Annotated in this window: 11 protein-coding genes; 3 read left to right on the top strand and 8 right to left on the bottom strand. The window is 47.6% G+C overall.

Annotation, left to right across the window (positions count from 1 at the left end; genetic code table 11):
• Positions 1-188: 188 nt before the first annotated feature.
• The 4 genes from BN6539_RS13410 to BN6539_RS13395 all read right to left on the bottom strand — a co-directional run bounded on the left by BN6539_RS13410 (position 189) and on the right by BN6539_RS13395 (position 6,802).
• Complete coding sequence (locus BN6539_RS13410) at positions 189-1,694, bottom strand: Hint domain-containing protein (protein ID WP_067539533.1); 1,506 nt, start codon at positions 1,692-1,694, stop codon at positions 189-191.
• A gap of 4 nt (positions 1,695-1,698) precedes the next feature.
• The gene (locus BN6539_RS13405) at positions 1,699-2,496 is read right to left on the bottom strand and encodes a hypothetical protein (RefSeq protein WP_067539530.1); all 798 of its coding nucleotides are present in this window, start codon (positions 2,494-2,496) and stop codon (positions 1,699-1,701) included.
• 35 nt (positions 2,497-2,531) lie between these two features.
• Complete coding sequence (locus tag BN6539_RS13400) at positions 2,532-4,235, bottom strand: hypothetical protein (protein ID WP_067539527.1); 1,704 nt, start codon at positions 4,233-4,235, stop codon at positions 2,532-2,534.
• A gap of 143 nt (positions 4,236-4,378) precedes the next feature.
• Positions 4,379-6,802 carry a PAS domain-containing hybrid sensor histidine kinase/response regulator gene (locus tag BN6539_RS13395; RefSeq protein WP_082907519.1) on the bottom strand — a complete coding sequence of 808 codons (2,424 nt, stop codon included), beginning with the start codon at positions 6,800-6,802 and terminating at the stop codon, positions 4,379-4,381.
• A 166-nt stretch (positions 6,803-6,968) separates the two neighbouring features.
• On the opposite strand from BN6539_RS13395, the gene BN6539_RS13390 reads away from it, so the two are divergent.
• Complete coding sequence (locus BN6539_RS13390) at positions 6,969-8,426, top strand: GntR family transcriptional regulator (protein WP_067539524.1); 1,458 nt, start codon at positions 6,969-6,971, stop codon at positions 8,424-8,426.
• Positions 8,427-8,470: 44 nt separating this feature from the next.
• On the opposite strand, the gene BN6539_RS13385 is transcribed toward BN6539_RS13390, so the two are convergent.
• Positions 8,471-10,375, bottom strand: coding sequence for an endonuclease MutS2 (locus BN6539_RS13385; RefSeq protein ID WP_067539519.1), 1,905 nt, complete (start codon positions 10,373-10,375; stop codon positions 8,471-8,473).
• An 816-nt stretch (positions 10,376-11,191) separates the two neighbouring features.
• On the opposite strand from BN6539_RS13385, the gene BN6539_RS13380 reads away from it, so the two are divergent.
• Positions 11,192-11,983, top strand: coding sequence for a hypothetical protein (locus BN6539_RS13380; RefSeq protein ID WP_067539516.1), 792 nt, complete (start codon positions 11,192-11,194; stop codon positions 11,981-11,983).
• Positions 11,984-12,253: 270 nt separating this feature from the next.
• Here the strand turns inward: BN6539_RS13380 and BN6539_RS13375 are convergent, their stop codons facing one another.
• Positions 12,254-13,366: an aminopeptidase gene (locus BN6539_RS13375; RefSeq protein WP_067539513.1), complete on the bottom strand. Its 1,113-nt coding sequence runs from the start codon at positions 13,364-13,366 to the stop codon at positions 12,254-12,256.
• 389 nt (positions 13,367-13,755) lie between these two features.
• Between BN6539_RS13375 and BN6539_RS13370 the strand changes: the two genes are divergently transcribed.
• A complete protein-coding gene (locus tag BN6539_RS13370; protein WP_067539510.1) occupies positions 13,756-14,700 on the top strand; it encodes a diacylglycerol/lipid kinase family protein in 945 nt (314 codons plus the stop codon).
• A gap of 330 nt (positions 14,701-15,030) precedes the next feature.
• On the opposite strand, the gene BN6539_RS13365 is transcribed toward BN6539_RS13370, so the two are convergent.
• Together BN6539_RS13365 and BN6539_RS13360 are read right to left on the bottom strand one after the other, a co-directional pair.
• Positions 15,031-16,413 (bottom strand): MATE family efflux transporter, encoded by a 1,383-nt coding sequence (locus tag BN6539_RS13365; RefSeq protein WP_067539508.1) that lies wholly within the window; start codon positions 16,411-16,413, stop codon positions 15,031-15,033.
• On the bottom strand, positions 16,397-17,650 hold the full coding sequence (locus BN6539_RS13360; RefSeq protein WP_067539505.1) for a Sapep family Mn(2+)-dependent dipeptidase: 1,254 nt from the start codon (positions 17,648-17,650) through the stop codon (positions 16,397-16,399). Before BN6539_RS13360 ends, BN6539_RS13365 begins: the two co-directional genes overlap by 17 nt.
• Positions 17,651-17,718: the final 68 nt, after the last annotated feature.

Raw genomic sequence — 17,718 nt, 5'->3', positions numbered from 1 at the left:
AATTATTGGGATTCGAACCAACGTTCACTTCGTTCACTCCTCCGCATGGCTTCACCATGCTTCGCTGTCCGTTTTCGCACTGCAGCTAAAGCTGCGCGAAAAAGGCCGCAAGGGCAAGAGCGTAAGCGAGGAAAGAACGGAATCAAAGATCCCTTTTTCCACATGTCGCCCGCTCATCATATGCCTAATCACGTATTCATATCAGCCTTTGAGACCAGTTCATACATCTCCTTCTGCAAGGCGCTCCTTTCTTTTGGGCCATCTGTGCTTTGATTGCATGCCGAACCATTCTGCATTGCAAAATCGCCGGCCCAGATGCCACCGCAGAGCATGGCGGAGGATTCGCTCAAGTCAAAGCTGTACACCGCATCACCGTACCCTATTTCGTAAATGTACTTTACTTGAGAATTTCCATTTTCCGTGCAGATCAGGTCTGCAGCGTTGATTTCTTTCATCGGCATATAACCCCTGCCGGTCTTAACCGGGTGCTCATGAGTTCCACGCAACATGTGTCCATCCATCGTCTCAAGGTGGACGATCGTCTTCTCTGTTCCTTTATATATGTTGCGAACGATACTGTGGCCGTGGTCCGTCGCAACGACTTCTCCAATCTGAATCTCACTGGCCCGCTGGCAGGAACCATCGGACATTTTAATCAGTGTATCGGCCGCAACACAGCCCCATTTGATCTGTATGCGTTCGATCTCTGCCACAGTTGAAACATTGGTCTGCGGGTTCAAGACGCTATCCACTGTAATCACCGGATGTAATGCGTAGCCCGGATAATCCTCATGGACAATACTGAGTGTAAATTTTGCTGAGAGATTCACTACAGTCTGGACAGAAAAGTTGCTGAAATCCAGATCTGCACGCCAGTCCACATCGAAGTTCCAATTGAGTTCTTTCTCATTGGGACTAATGACATATTGTCCTATGATTCCCTTTGGATTCTGATACTGAATTGATTTGCCGTTTTCAAGTATCAAGCTCAGTGTCGGCTCTTCTCCTGGGTTTTTCATTACACTTCTTATGTGCAGCTTATCGTCAACCCTGATTTTTCCACTGTACGGAAGTTTTACATGTGCAACTTTTTTGTAGCGATCGACTGTGTTTGTATAGTGATAGTCAGTATGCTCGCTGACCTGTTCCTCACGATCATAGAGAACCTGAGTCAGCTTGCCGTCCTTTGCCCGTGGCGCCGAAATAGAAAGTTCGGTGAACATCTCCGCACCCCGGCTATCTCCCTTTGGAAGGGTATACTCACGGGTGATTTCTTTTGTAGAAACCCCGTCAATACTCCAGGAGAAAGTACTTTTAATCCGCACGCCTTCACTAGCTGCCGCCATCGTGTGAGAATTATTAGATTGGATCCGTATTTCATTATAGGCGCTGTCTTCATAATAACGATGAATCGCATCGACACGTTTGCCGCTCTCCAGTTCAAAGATTTCCGCTACGACAAACAAAATCTTTGGTTTTCCGGCAATCGCGGCGCGCATCAATATATTGAAACCGTGAGAGCTGAGAAAGGCTGATTCAATTTCAGCGTAGATATCGGACGAACTGTCGTTACCATTGGTTACTGCCAGCGCGCGGCTATCTAGCCGCTGCACTTTTGAAAGAACCGCATACGCCACTGGAAATTCTGATTTTATCTGCTCTCCTCCAAGCTGCTGTAAAGCATAAGACTTCATAACCTTACCTCCTGTTGAGTCTAGGCGCTTTTGCTATTCTGGCAGCAGTCTCATCGTCAACGGTCTGAATGAGATGTGCGAAAGGCTGCATCGTTAAAAACTCCTTTGTGTCCATAGTATCGACATTGGCAGTAACGGAGACGTTGACAAGATCTGAGGACAACAGCTGCTGGGTCAGTGGAAATACAGCCTCTTCACCACCCTGGCTTTCAATATTGGCTGCACTCATCACACCCTGACCCTGTGTCTGTACTGTGATCGTCGGTAAAGAATCCAATTTTATTTTCCCCTTAGGCAGTATTGTGACTTCATCCTGTGAAACCTGCACATCCATATAAGCACCGAGAGACTGTCTCTGCTGCCCTACTTCAAGGAGCTTACCTGAAGTGGAAATTTGCACCAAAGAAGACTGCTGTGAACCTAGTTTTACCTGACCTGCCTGGCAAGCTGTAATTTCAAAACTAGTATTATCGTGATCGGCGCCTTGCTGAAACAAGGGCGTAATATCAAAGGACTGCCGCTTGCCCAGTGTTACCGTCTGGGCGCCGATATTGCCCATTCCAGGCAACGCGCCAGATACAAAGTGATCATTCTTTTGAACCTCTGGATTATATAGATAGTACTTGCCATCTTCGACGAATACAGTGCTGGCGAGATCTCCCTGCTGGCCGCTCTTTGCCGGCTGGTGTACAAAGTAAAGAATCCCATCTTCTATGCTGTTTACGCCGATCAGCCTTCCCATAAGCTGACCTATGCCTGTAATCAGTGTAGATCCAATTGTTTCTAATACTCCATTTTTCATATTGTATTTCCTTTCTCTATCTGGGTACTATTTGTTTATTGACGCACAGCCAATGCTTCGGCAAGACGTCTTGAAATAGGTGCGATGTCTGCGCCTTCACTGGAAACCTGCACGACTGCATTTTCTATGACGAAAAGCCAGAATGTATGGTCTATTCCGAAGGCAAAGTTAGTAAAGTCGAGGGCAAGACTCTTGATCTCTGGATTTGCCACTCCAGCCAGCTTTGAGGCAATCACCATCAACGTCTCCTCACGACCGGGGGCAAAAATCAGTTCAATCTGATATTGTTCTCCCGCATGCACTACATCATAAACGGTATGACTTTCCGACTCTTCCAGCATGATACAAGTTGTTAATCCCGACTCCTCGAAGAAATCCGACGCTGCTTCCTTGTTAAGATTGCGCATCGCAAGGGGCAGCGGATTTTCAATGACACCAAAGCGCTGGAGTAAACGCCAGTACTGGCCTTTATCTGTTTCTGAATCGTAGATAACACGCAGAGCATTCTCCATACTCAGCCCGCCTACTTCCTTGGCGTTGACGGCAAAAAAATTGCAGTCCTCTCCGTCAGCGACCAGACGTTCACGATAAAACATGTTAACATAAGGCACCCCCACTGGTACGTTTACATTATTAAGGGCAGTCTCCGCAAAAGGGATTCCCAGGGGCAGCTGCGCTGCTTTTCCTGCTGGCCCTGGCAATCCCGGATTTGTGCCTGCGTCAATCTTCAGGCAGGCGTCAAACACCGGTGTGTTCTGAACTGATGCTGCACCATCGACAGTGACCTCGTGATAATGGAAGCTGCCGGCAAATGGCGGCGCCCACGCGTTCCCGCCAATAGAAATAATCGGATTACATGCAAAGCCATTGTGTGGAGGGACCGGATTGTATATGTGCCCAATTCCGGCAGGTACGCCTAATGCCAGTGCTTCGGTCGCTACAATGGTTGCACAGTCAGAACAATTCAGCCTGCTCGGGGTTGTAAACTTGCGATCGTGTATGTACTTCTGCAGCTTTATTCCGTTTTCATCGTCAGCAGGTACGGCATAAAAACAGGCGCCATGACGAGTATCGTAACGAAAACGCCCGCAAGTGTTCAGCTCTTCAGTCAAAGCCTCCAGGTGCTGAGCAAAGGTATTGGGTCTAACGCCGGCGTGAGCCGCGGCATAATCATCACAAGCAGAACAGCAGATATCAAGCACCGACGTCCAGACATAATTAATTTCGCTCTCAGAATATGTTTCGCTGTCACTCAACCACGGTTCAAAAGGGAGATCTGGTAAAAGATAGACTGTCTGGTCTGTGGAAGTGATCTTCTGCTTAATTGCTGAACCTGCTTCCTGATAGTACCAATCAAAGCTTTGAAGCAATCGCATGGTCTGGTTTGCCAAAGCTGGCGATGCAAAATGCGCACTGGGAACATTCAGGTTTAAAACCACGCTGCCGCGCGGAGGAACCATGACCCCCGGAAAAGTAAGGTTTCCAAACAATGACGGGTGGGAGGTTTCCTTTGCCGTAATGATTAAGTTTATCGGCGTCGGTGCGGTATTGTCTACCCCAATCTCTATAGGTATATTTGGTCCCAATGCGCTCGGAACAAATACACCTACGGGTGACAATCCGGCCCCCAGTTCGAACCTGGGCGGGATCGGCTTATTGCCGTCTACCCGGCAGTGCAGACTTCCCGCAGCGGGGTCGCCGTCCTGGTTAAAGCAAATCGAGTTTATCTTAATTGACATCTACTACCTCCATTCCGCAATGGTACCATATTTATAATATATGATTGTATCATATATCGTACAAATGGTCAAATTATTCTGTCAATTCTACAGAGGGGAGCTGCACGACTACTCAAAGGATGTGTTTGTTATATCTAAATCGTTCACTTCTTTGACAGCCACTTATGCAGAACCTGATGCAGTTGTTCCATATCGACCGGCTTTGCCAAGTGCTCATTCATGCCGGCTTCCTTCGTCTTCTGCCGGTCGTCGGCAAAGGCATTGGCCGTCATTGCAATGATAGGCATTCTCTTAACGTCTTTGCGCGGCAGCTCTCTGATCGCCTTTGCGGCAGTACATCCGTCCATCACCGGCATCTGCATATCCATGAAAATCAGGTCATAATATCCTTCTGGCGAAGATGCCATCATGTCCAATGCAATATTTCCATCCTTTGCTGATTCAACGGCTGCCCCTGTAGAAGAAATCAGTTCTACCGCGATTTCCCGATTTAACTCATTGTCCTCAGCCAACAAAACCCGCTTTCCTGCATATAGGCGGCGCTCTAGCGGTTTTGACTCACTTATCCTCTGTCTTACACCTGATTCAACAAACTGATTGAGTTTGTAAATGAGACGGGAGCGGAACAGCGGCTTAGTAATAAAACCGTTCGCGCCGGCACTGATAGCCGAATCCATCTGATCGGACAAGTCATAGGCTGAAATCATGATGATGGGCAGATCAAAGCCGACTGCCTCTCTTATTTTGCGTGTCGTCTCCATTCCATCCATTGCCGGCATTTTTAAGTCGACGATGACAGCAAAATAGTCCTCGCCCTTACGGTGGGCGTCCATGACCATCTTCACTGCCTCCTCTCCTTCCAGCGTCCAGTCTGCTTTCATCCCTAGTTCCAATAGCCTCGTGCAGGTGCTCTGGCATATGAGTTCATCATCATCCACGACTAGCACAGACAGATCCGCCAAAGCGCCATATCCAATCGGTTCATCCTGAATCCTCAGTTGAATTCTCGCAGTAAAGCGGCTGCCCTTTCCGTACTCGCTTTCAACTTCAATGGTGCCGTCCATTAACTCTGCGATACTTTTACAGATAGATAAACCCAATCCAGTTCCCTGTACCATTTTAATTTTCTCGTCATTTGCCCGCTCAAAGGGTTCAAATAATTTATGTAAGAAATCTGGCTTCATGCCAATTCCCGTGTCCGACACGATAAACTCGTAACAACCTGTCCCTGAACACGGGGAGGAGATTTCATTGATATCCAAGGTGATACGGCCCCTCTCCGGCGTATACTTTACGGCATTAGACAGCAAATTTAACAGCAGCTGCTGCAGCCGCTGCATATCGCTGATTACTGTTTCGTGGGAAAGATCATTAATGTAAGCGTTAAAGGAGAGCCGTTTTGCAGAAATCTGAGGCTGTACCATGGTAACGACTCCGTGAACCAGCTCTGCCAGACTGACTTCTTCCTCTGCCAACACCATATGACCACTTTCTATTTTTGACATATCCAGGACTTCATTGATTAAATTCAATAATAGTTTAGAGGAAACGGATATCTTACCAAGACAATCCTCAATCCGCTCAGGATTGTCCAGGTGAGAAGATGCGATAGCCGTCATTCCCATGATGGCGTTCATCGGTGTCCTGATATCGTGACTCATCCGTGAGAGAAAATCAGATTTTGCCCGATTGGCCTCTTCTGCAGCTTCAAGCGCATTCTGTAAAGCTTTTGTCTGTTCCGTCAGCTTCTTCTGCATCTCTCTCAATTCTGTCACGTCAGTGATATCGATGAAAATGGCTAGATAAATCGGGCAGCCCTCTTGCCACTCAATGCAGGTCGCACTGACCTGCAGCCAGAGATTTCTGCCACGAAAATCGTCAACCTGCAGGACAAACTGAGTGGGCCTGCCCGCCATAATATCCGTCTTGTGTGCCTCAAGCACCTCCCTATTGTGCCGTATATTGCTCATGTGCAGGAAAATGGCCTCTTTGTTGTCAGAAGGTTCCCCAAAGTACATTTTAAACCTGGAATTGCTGTCTAATAACTCCAGACTGTAATCCAGACCGATGCGATATTTAGCGACAAATCCCGGCAGACTTTCGTATGCAATGGACTTCTCTCTTTGTATCTTCACAATATCGTCAATATTGGTCATGACAGTATAAGCAACTTGATACCCATTTACATACTCGTCGGCAAAAGCCGTAGAAAGTTGAACCCATACGCGATCGCCGTTCTTTTTCCGCATGGGTGCCGCCAGCTTGTATCCATTTTCCTGATTGTTTAGAGCGGCGATGACCGTTTCCATCAGTTTCTCCCACTCCTCAGGATCTTGCGCATAATAGAGATCCGGCCGGTTTTGAAAGACCTCTTCATATTCTTCTTTTTCCCAACCGATGGTCTGATAATAAAAATCATTGGCCCAGATAACAGTGAAGTGTTCATCGAGCAAATGTTTACTCACGCTGACTCCCAGCAGCTGCATCAAAGTATCATATTCGTAATCAGACGGGCATGAACGTCTATTACCGTCTGATTTCACCATCTCTTTTTCCAAATCTGTCATGTCATTCTCCTCCGAATTCACCCCAGCAGCAAGGTCGGACAACCTTGTTCATGTATATATCTCTATTATTATAATACAGAAAAACAAATAGCTCAACACTCCGTAGAAATTTGTTTCTAAAAATGTTAAAATGGAAAGAGAAATAAAATGATCGGAGGTATTATTTATGCATAACGAGCCTGCCTATTCAAAATTAATCTACGAATACTTTGTTTTGCGTTTTCAATTCCAATATTATAAATATGGAGACAAGCTCCCTCCAATCGAAACGTTATGCCGCAAATTCGGTGTATCGCCCCTAACCGTCAAGGCGGCCCTCACGCGTCTGCAAGAAGAAGGTTATGTGTCTATCCAACATGGCAAATGCACCCAAGTGACCTTTCAGCAGGATGAATCAGCGTATAGACAATTTAAACAAGATTTCTTTGCCGACCGCGTTCCCTTGTACTCTGGCTTTTACAAAACAATGGATTTGATATTTCTACCGCTTTACGTAGAGAGTTTTCAGCGCATGGATGAAAAAGATTTGACCTATCTTCGCCATATTACAGAGCGTTTAAATACTGACGACTTAGTCAATTTATATTGCTTTCTACTGCAGAAATTGGAGAATCCTCTGGTATTAAATCTTTTTTGGGAGACCTCACTATTCTTGGGATTTCCCTCTTTGAATCAAATTGACCTGCCTGGTTTTTATAGTATCGAGCTGATGAAAGAACGTATTTCTCAATTAATCACAAGCGGTCAGAAAAAGGACCACAAATTAATCATTGACTCTCAAGGTGCTTTAGAGCGAGATATATCAGAAAAGTTTATCGACTATTTAGCTGGGCAAACGTCAAAAGAAACTGTCAGGAAACCGATTTCATTTCGTTGGAGAATCTATCGAGATCGTCCACAGATTTGTTATAATTTGGCAACGCGTATTCTTCATCATATTTATCTAGGCGAATACCGCAAGGAAAGTTTTTTGCCTTCCTATCAGACAATGGCAGATAAATATCGAGTATCTCTCAGTACTATACGGCGGACCATCCGTCTTCTCAATGAAATTGGAGCGGTTCATTCCATCAATGGGAAAGGGACGCATATTCTTTCTTTTGATGAACAAGGGCATGAGCCAAATTTTGATAACCCTGCCATTAGGCGCAACCTGGCGTATTTTATTAACGCGTTTGAAATCTTAAAATTTTCCATTGAAGGCATCAGCCGCATCACCCTGCCGGTCATTTCCCCCTCAATCAGAAATGATCTGATAAAACATCTGGAGTCGCATCTGCAGTCCCATAGCAGCCAGCTTGCGTCAAACGAACTGCTTGTATTTATCTCTACTTACAGTCCATTACCAGAACTAAGAGAAGTTTACGAAAAACTATATCGATTGATGCTCTGGGGAGTTCCTTTACTGAGACATCGCAGAGAAGAATCAGGTATAGAGGAAACGACGATTCAGTTTACAAAACAGATGATTGCCTCCCTTAAGAAAGAGGATTTTAATGGCTGCGCAAAGCTGCTGGGAGATCTCTATGCACAGCAATATCCCATTGCAGAGGCCTATTTGTATCGACGGGGATTGAAACCAGAAGAACTGAGGTGCCCGCCAGCAATCAGGCTCCCTATTTAGATACAAAAAAGAGATACAGACGGCTGTATCTCTTTTTATTGAGACTACTCTTCGTATTCGATGACTGCTTCGTCTCTTGATCCTCTGTCCAGTTGATGCCGGGCTTTTCGATTCTCTACGCTGTCAAAGATGATAGAAAAGTCATAACCTGGCGGGTAAAGGGCTTCCGCCGCAACTTTCAATTGCAGGCGGTTGTGCTTCACTTTGCGCTTTTTCCCTTTTACCTGAACTGTCACATCGCCGTTCTCGTCTGCCGGTTTATAGACAATTCCAATTTCTTTCTCCGGCAGCACCAGGACACTGTCTCCCATCTTGAACTTACTCCTGACATCTGTCGCCTTCTTTGGATCACTCTTGCGGACTAATCGGCTCTTTGGAGCCGCCATAGACCCGCATTCAGATGCAAAGTCCTCGCTGCGATGCCCATACACCTCGTAATAGGCTCTATCCAGAAGATGTGATGCAAGCCCCAGCCTTTTGGCGATGTCCAGAGCACAGCTTTCTCCCGATTTCCCAAGCTCCAGACGATATAGCGGCTGCAGACTGTCCCGATCAAAAGCCATCCTGGCGCCGATCACATTTTCTTTCTGTCTGGCATAGGATTTCACCTGGGGGTAGTGTGTCGTTACCAGGAACATGCACTTACGCAGACGCAGCTCATCGAGGACTGCCACAGCGATGCCCATGCCTTCTGCCGGATCTGTTCCGCTGCCAAGTTCATCGAGGATGACAAGGCTGTCGGGGCTTGCGCTCTCCAAAATCCGTATCACGTTGGTGATATGTCCAGAAAAGGTGGAAAGGTTCTGTGAGATATTCTGGCTGTCGCCGATGTCACACCAATAACCATCCTGCATGGCGATATAACTCCCTTCTTCACAAGGAATGTGCAGACCGCATTGTGCCATCAGAGACAGAAGGCCTGCGGTTTTGATCGCCACCGTCTTTCCGCCGGTGTTGGGACCCGTAATAATGATTCCGGTCAATGATTCTTCCATCTTAAGATCCAGTGGCACGCAGGTTGCGGGATCCAGCAGCGGGTGCCGCCCCTGCCTAATATCCAGCCTCCGTTCGCAGCCGATTTCTACAGGCCGCGCACCCATAGCCGCACTGAGCGCTCCCTTGGCAAAGAGCACGTCTAGGATTTCCATCGCCTCCATGTTGCGCCTGATGACAGGTTCCTGCTCAGAAACCATGGCAGTCAGCGTATAGAGAATCCGGCGCACTTCATTGTCCTCTTCAATGGACAGCTCCGCAAGTTCGCTCTGCAGCTTTGACACCGATGACGGCTCCATGAAAACAGTGCTTCCCTTGCCGGATACTTCTATGACGGTCCCGCCAAACTGGCTTTGATAGCGCCTCTGTACCGGCAGCACAAACCGGCCGTTGCGGCTGACGATACACTGCTCCGCCAGATACTTGCTGCGGCTCTTGAGGACGTGATTCAGCTTTTCCTTAATCTGTCCTTCGACATGCTCCTGCTTCCGGCGCAGATTTCGTAAGGCTGGGCTGGCGTCATCATAGACCCGCTCTTCCTGGACGCTATGGTCGATTTCGGACTGGAGTTCGGAAAGGTCTCCGATGCTGCGTCCATAAGCGCCCATTGCCTGATCCAGGCTCTCTCCCCGCTGCAGGTATTTCGCCATGCGCCCGCAGGAAGCCGCAAATTTAGATACGCTCACCAACTGGCCAGTCGTCAGCATTGCTCCGATTTCTGCCTGTTTCAGGGCTTCTTCCATGCCGTTCATGGAGACCAGAGGCGGCGTGCCGCAGGTATCGAGGACCTTGCGCGCTGCAGTCGTCTCCTTCATCTTGCGGATGCACTGCTCTTCTTTCATGAACGGCTCAAGTCGATCCAACACTGCTTTCGCCTGTTCCGACAGTGCTAACTCTTTCAATTTTTCTATAATATGATAAAATCCCAATGCTTCATAATGTGGATTTTTTGACATTTTGATTTCTCCTCTTCGCTTTCTATTGGATTGCGGCTGACACAACGGCCTCCTGCCGTCACAAATGAGAATGCGCAAGGAACATGATGTTTATACAACAAAAAAAGCACAGTCAAAACCATGCTGATGTGCTCTTACCAAAGAGAGGTGTCATCCGCCATAGTCCTGTATAAAGAAACTTTCGCATAGCAAAGGAAACGGTTTTCATAACCGTTCTGTTCTTATGCTGATTCATGTTCCTTACAGTACTACAATGGACAAAAAACTACCCCCTCAAAATTTCAATATTTGTTTCTGATATACGGATATGATACCACATGACTTTTTTGCTGTCAACATGTTAAAATCTTCCCTCCACGGCATCGACACGAAGTCAATTGAAGCGCCTTCATTTTGCAAAAAAGCAAGACATGATGGCACAAAATGCCGTCTACGCCTACAATTCCGCCTTCATTTCAGATTTTTTTCACTTTACTTGCACGCCCCCCTTTGCAAACCTCTCCAAATTTCGAGTTTGTAATACATTAATTCCCATATTATAAAATATATTACATAAATCAAGCTGAGTGCAGCCAAATAAGAGGTCAACCACACTTAATACCAGCCAGATTCGTCTTCTTTGCGCAAGTAGGACGCCATAATTCAAAAATGAAGGCGGATTGGTTTACAATAATCAAAAAAAGTGCAAGTAACACGCAAAAAAATAGAAATGAAGGCGCCAAATGCGTTCATAACTTTCCGTAGTCATGAGTCAGAATAACCTTCACAAAATTCTGTAAATATGGTATATTTACTATAACAAGTGAGGTATTCGTTATGAACAAAATTCGGATTTTGATTGCAAACCCTGCTGGCAATATCACCATATTTGTCTTAGATCACTTTGAGCCCAGCCAGTACCAGTCTATTGCCTCGCAGCTTTTAGCAATGACAGAACTGAAGGGAGAGCAGGTCGCTTTTGTCGCCGATGAAAACACCATGCATATGTGTGGCATGGAATTCTGCGGAAACGCTTCCAGAGCCTTCGCTCTGATGACCGCGCAAAAACAGGGCATTGCCGGATACGGCCAGGTGGAGATCAACGTCAGCGGCTGTGATCAGCCACTGTCGGTAGAAGTAAATACAGAAAATCAGTTTACCAGAATCGGGATGCCGCCCCCTCTGCGCATAGAAAAATGGGAAGAAGGCGGTTTGCCAAGAGGCTCTTATCTAGTGGACATGGACGGCATCATGCACATCGTCGTCAGAGATATGGCGCCGACCCTGGAGCATTTCAATGAGATCAAAGATCTGGTCGATAAAAAGTTCGACCCTCCGGCTATGGGGGTCATGTTCTTTAACACCACCGCTGGCACCCTTACGCCTGTGGTCTACGTCAAAGAGGTCAATACTACATACTTTGAAGGCAGCTGTGGTTCCGGCACCACTGCTGTCGCCGCCGCCTTTTCCGCAGACGAGCCAGATGGCTCTTATCGCTTTACCTTGCCGCAGCCAGCAGGAACGATTACGGCAACTGTGGATAAAGTGCAAGGCGAGGTCAAGGCGGTCTATATCGAAGGCACAGTCTCTCTCAGTGAAGTGATGGAAGTGGAAGTGGTATCTCCTTAAAGGAAGGCTCATTATCTTCTTTATTTTTTGCTCAATCGACCGGTTTTACAGATTTTTGAGAAACTGTTTTGTACTAGTGTTTTTAATAGTTATAGGGCACAAATCAAAGCATCTGCAACATTAGTTAAGAAGAAATGTCTAATTTGCAATCGTTTCAGAGGTTTCTCCAAAACGATTATTTTATTCAATTATAACAAAAAATCTCGGTATTTGACAAGAAACAGAGCTGTCACACTAGAAGACTTTCGTTCTAGTATAACAGCTCTGTCGTTATTTCAAATTCTCCGGATTCAGCCCCTCCAATTCCGGTATGGTAAAGATGCCGTCTTTTCTGATCAGTTTGTCGTCCAGCCAGATTTCACCGCCGCCGTACTCAGGACGCTGAATCATGACCAAATCCCAGTGGACCGCTGACTGATTGCCGTTGGGCGCATCCTCGTAGCACATGCCCGGTGTCAGGTGGAAGCTGCCTGCAATCTTCTCATCAAAGAGGGTATCCTTCATCGGGTGGAGGACATACGGATTCACGCCGAAGGCAAACTCACCGAAGTATCTGGCGCCTTCGTCGGTATCCAGCAGCTCGTTGATTCTTTTCGTATCATTGGCTGTCGCCTTTTCAATTTTGCCGTTCTTAATTTCAAAGCGGATATTCTCATAGGTGAAACCCTGCTCCTGGGAGACTGTGTTATAGGTGATATAGCCGTTCATGGAATTCTTTACAGGCGCCGTATAAACCTCTCCGTCAGGAATGTTCATCTTGCCGTCGCATTTGACCGCGCCGATGCCTTTGATGGAGAACTCCAAATCTGTTCCCGGGCCTTTGATGTTGACCTTGTCGGTTTTGTCCAGAAGTTCTTTGAGCGGGTCCATGGCTTTGCTCATCTTTTCGTAGTCAAGGGTGCAGACATCGTAGAAGAAGTCGGCAAAGGCCTCCTGGCTGGTTCCGGCTAACTGCGCCATAGACGGGTTCGGATAACGCAAAATGCACCACTTGGTATCGTTGACCCTGTAATCCAGTACCGGGCGCAGCAGCTTGCTGTAGAGGTTGAGCTTCTCCGAAGGCACATCGGCCAGCTCCGAAGCGTTGTCCCCTGCTCTGACGGCGATGTAAGCGTCCATGCCCTTCATCTGTGCCAGCTGGTACTCATTCATGAACTTGACCTGCTCTTCGTCGCAGTGCAGCAGCACCTCACGATTTACTTCACTGTCTCTGATATTGACAAAAGGCTTCCCGCCCGCATCATACACGTCTCTGATAATCTGCTTGATCAGCGGTTTACATTCCGCCCCCTCGTAGTCGATCAATATTTTTTCGTCCTTCTGGATGTCACAGGAATAGTTTACCAGAAGCTTCGCCAGCTTCTTATCTCTTGGATCCATCATCGTCCTCCTTAGTTTTTTGCTGTTAGATTTATGAAACGATTATACCATGTGCATTCCTTTGAAAACACTGTCGAAGCACATGATTCAATAGTTCCTTCCTTTCGGCAACGCCGTTAGATTTATGGAACTATTATACCATGACGATACCCTTGAAAATACAATCGAACGTCATGATTCAATAGTTTCCTCCTTGCGACGAAGTCGTAAGATTTATGAAACTATTATACTGCGGACAATCCTTTGAAAATATAATCGTAGTCCGCAATTCAATAGTTCCTTCCTTTCGGCAACGCCGTTAGATTTATGAAACTATTATACACCAAAACCCTTGTATTTAAAATAAATGTGCCTTAAAATATATCTATATTGAGAAGACGAGGCATATACAGATGGAAAACTATTTTTTTATCAACCCCAAGGCCGGCCAGGGCAAGGGAATTGACAAATTGGCTGCCAATATCGAAGCAGCCGCAGCAGCCCTCGGCATGACTGCCAAAATCTATATCACCAAAGGCGTGGGCGACGGTGAACGGAAGGCCCACGAGACAGCCCAATCCCTGGATGGCCAGCCTGCCAGATTTTACGCCTGCGGCGGCGATGGAACCAACAACGAGATCATCAACGGGACAATAGGTTTTGATCAAATCGCCGTCGGCTGTATCCCCATAGGTACCGGCAACGACACCGTTAGAAATTTCCCAGGGGACTTCCTGGATATCAAAGCACAGCTCCTCGGCACGACGCAGAAAATCGACCTGATCAGATACAGCGGCGTCCTCGACGGAATTTATCAGGAGAGATTTTGTGTAAACATGTTCAACATCGGTTTTGACTGCAATGTAGTGGAACTGACGAGCCGTCTCAAGAAGAAGCCTCTCATCGCCGGTTCTATGGCCTATCTGCTAGCCGTCATGGGCATGTTCGTGCAGAAAAAAGGCATTGAACTGAAGCTGGTCGAGGATGGCAAAACACTGATTGACGGCGAAGTATTATTATGTGCCATTTCCAATGGTTCCTACTGCGGCGGCGGCATGTACACCTCCCCACAGGCTTTAATCAGCGACGGCATCTTTGATCTCAACATCATCAAAGATGTGCCGCGCCTGACCTTCCTTCGTCTCTTCCCCAAATACAAAAAAGGGACCCATCTACAGGTTCCAGGTATTGAAGATATCCTGACCATCAAAAAATGCAGAAGCCTGACCCTGGAGCCAAAGAGAGATCACTTCTTTCTCTGCGCCGATGGAGAAATCAGCACCGCAGAAGCGATTCACTTTGAAATCGTGCCAAAAGCGCTGGACTTTGTCGTACCGATGGCGATCAAAGAAGAATAATTCCTCATTAAAAAGGGGCATTAACGAAGAAACGGCGTAAAGCATTGTTTTCTGGATACGTTACGCCGTTTGGGAGCAGATTTAGCAGGCAGATTCGCTGCGTTTCATAGGAAACAAGATCTTTCAGGCACTCTTTTTCCTTTTATTATGTCAATTTCTTTAATTTACCATTAATTAATTCCCTATCCTGTATTATATTGTAATAATTTTTGCTGCAAATCATTTCTGCCAACGGAAAAACGGCGCATGATGCATCTAAAACAGACATTTGCGCCGTTTGATCTGATTCATGGATTATTCGGTCTTAGTGCACAACCCCTTTTTTGATGGCTAATCGTCACGCGCCCTATTTCCAAAATTTTGCCACATAAGCTTCCGCCTTTTCCTTTGCGAGCGGGTCTTCCAATAATACCCCACCGAAATCACCAGTGACACCAAAGCTGCAGCCGGCGGTGCCAAACCGATCTGAAACATGTTCATCTCCGGCAGCTGGCTGACCAGATAGGATACGGGGATTCGAACCAGAAAGGCCGATGTCAGTCCCTGCACCATGACAAAGAAAGTTTTGCCGCAGCCGTTAAAATAGCCGATGAAACAGAACAGCACGGCAACGATGGGACAATCGAGGGCATAGGCTTTCAGATAGAGAGCGCTGCCGGAAATGACCGCCTCATCACTTGTGAATAGCCTTGACAAGACATCTCCAAAAAACAGCAATGTGCAGGACATCAGCAAGCTGACGCTAAGGGATACCAGGGCAGCGCTGCACAATGCTTTTACCGCCCGATCATGTTTTCCCGCACCTATATTCTGTGCAGTGACAGCTGACATGGAAGATATAAAAGTCATGGGCAGCAGATTCGCAAAAAAGGTAATTCGCTCTCCCACGCCGATGCTGGCTGAATACACCACACCCAGACTGTTGATAATGGCTGTAATGATTAGAAAAGACAGATTGCTCAAAGCATCCTGGGCAGCAATAGGCGTGCCCAGACACAGAATCTGTCCCGCGGCATGGCGATCAAAATGGAGGCTGCGAAGGGAAAAAGCAAAGGGCAGACCCTGCTTTCCAATAATCAACAACGATAAAAGAGCGCTGAGTCCCTGCGCCGAAACTGTCGCGATGGCAGCGCCGGAAGCATCCATGCCCAGCAGTCCCACCAGCAGCAGATCCCCCAGAATATTTGTGATACATGCAATGGAGACAAAAATCAAAGGCAGTACCGCGTTGCCGATGCCGCGCATAATCCCACTGATGACATTATACGCTGTCGTAAACACGGCCCCCAGTGCACAGATTTTTACATAAGAAACCGTCTTGTCGAAGGACTCTGCCGGTGTGTGGAGCAGTGCCGCCAATGGGCGGGCAAATCCAAACAGCAAAACGGTTATTGCAATGGCAATAAAGACAAAGATCCATAGCGTTGCGCCCACAGTTCTGCCAGCGCCATCATCATCCTTTTCGCCGATTTTCTGCCCTATCGCAACCGTCGTTCCCATGGTCATGCCTGTCACGATGCCATTGATCGTCTGCATGATCTGGCTGCCAGTTGCCACTGCCGATACAGAAGATGCATCGCCAAAACGGCCCACGATCAAGGTATCCACCGCACCATACAGAGACTGCAGCAATACTGCACCCATAATCGGCAGGGAGAAAAACAGCAAGGGGCGCAAAAGCGCCCCTTCAGTAAAATCATAAGATTTGTTCATAAGCAAGAGCCTCCAGCGCCCTCTTATATACCTCTTCAATGGTTTTCAAATCATCAATCAATATGTACTCGTTCTTTTCATGCTCCGTATTGGGATGTCCCGGGATGTTAGGACCAAAGGCGATGATATTGTCCATGGAACGGGCGTAGGTTCCGCCGCCGATGACAAGGGGTTCTGATAAATCGCCTGTCACCGATCTATAAGCTTCCAGAAGACGCCCCATGACAGGTCCGTCCTTATCCATATAGACAGGGTCCTGTCGATGGATCAGCCGCGTCTCCACTCCATAAGGGGAAAATTCCTCTTCAATGACTGCCATGATTTCCTCCCACTGATAAGTCACAGGATAGCGGATATCCAGGTACAGGATCACTTGATCGTCCTGCTCTTTGATCATACCGGCGTTCATGGATAACTTTCCGCTCTCTTCATCTTCAAAGGAACAGTGCATCTTCTCACCGTGAAAACGTCTGCCGATCTTGTCCATGTACATGCGGCCAAAAGGCACGTCAAAGCCGTCATTGCAAAGGCGCTCCATCATCTTCGTAATCGCATTGTCACCCGTCCATGGCGCGCTGCCGTGACTAGATTTCCCCTTTGTCTCAAAACCTTGACTATCCACAGAGGCCGCGCAGCTGTCCGGCACCATGTTGGGAGCGCTGCCGCCTTTGATGGCAGAGAATCCGCTGGCCGTTTTGTCCATAGAGACAGTCACCAGCATGATACCCTTTTCCCCATAGATCGCCGGGAAATCACCATCGGGGGTAAACCCGTAAGAAGGCAGTTCCTCCTGCTGCTTGTAGCTTTCCATGTCGGTCCACTCGCCGTTTTCTTCTGTCTGGCCAAAGATGATCCTGATGCGCTTGGAAAGCGGCTGGCCACTGGCAAGCAGCTCTTTCATGGCAAAGATGCTGGCGATGGCCGGTCCCTTGTCATCGATGACGCCCCGCCCATAGAGGCGGTCACCGGCCAAGGTGCCTGCAAAAGGCGGATAATCCCAGCCTTCCCCTGCCGGCACCACGTCCAGGTGACAGAGGATGCCGATCAGTTCCTCGCCAGACCCGATCTCAGCATAACCGTAAAGTCCGTCGGCATTTTTTGTGCGAAAGCCAAAAGACGCGCAGAGCTGCAGCACATATTCCAAAGCGGCGGCAGGCCCTGCCCCGTAAGGCAGGCCTCCCTCTCCCGGTCTCGCCACGCTTTCGATGGAAACCAGTTTTTTCAGCTCTTCAATCATACGACGCGTTCCACACCAGCCATAGGCTGGGGAACGCCAGCATAAATTCTCTCTTGCAGCTCGTCTGC

Source organism: Emergencia timonensis (assembly GCF_900086585.1).
GTDB classification, from domain to species: Bacteria; Bacillota; Clostridia; order Peptostreptococcales; family Anaerovoracaceae; genus Senimuribacter; species Senimuribacter timonensis.
This window is presented reverse-complemented; position numbering and strand designations above follow the sequence as displayed.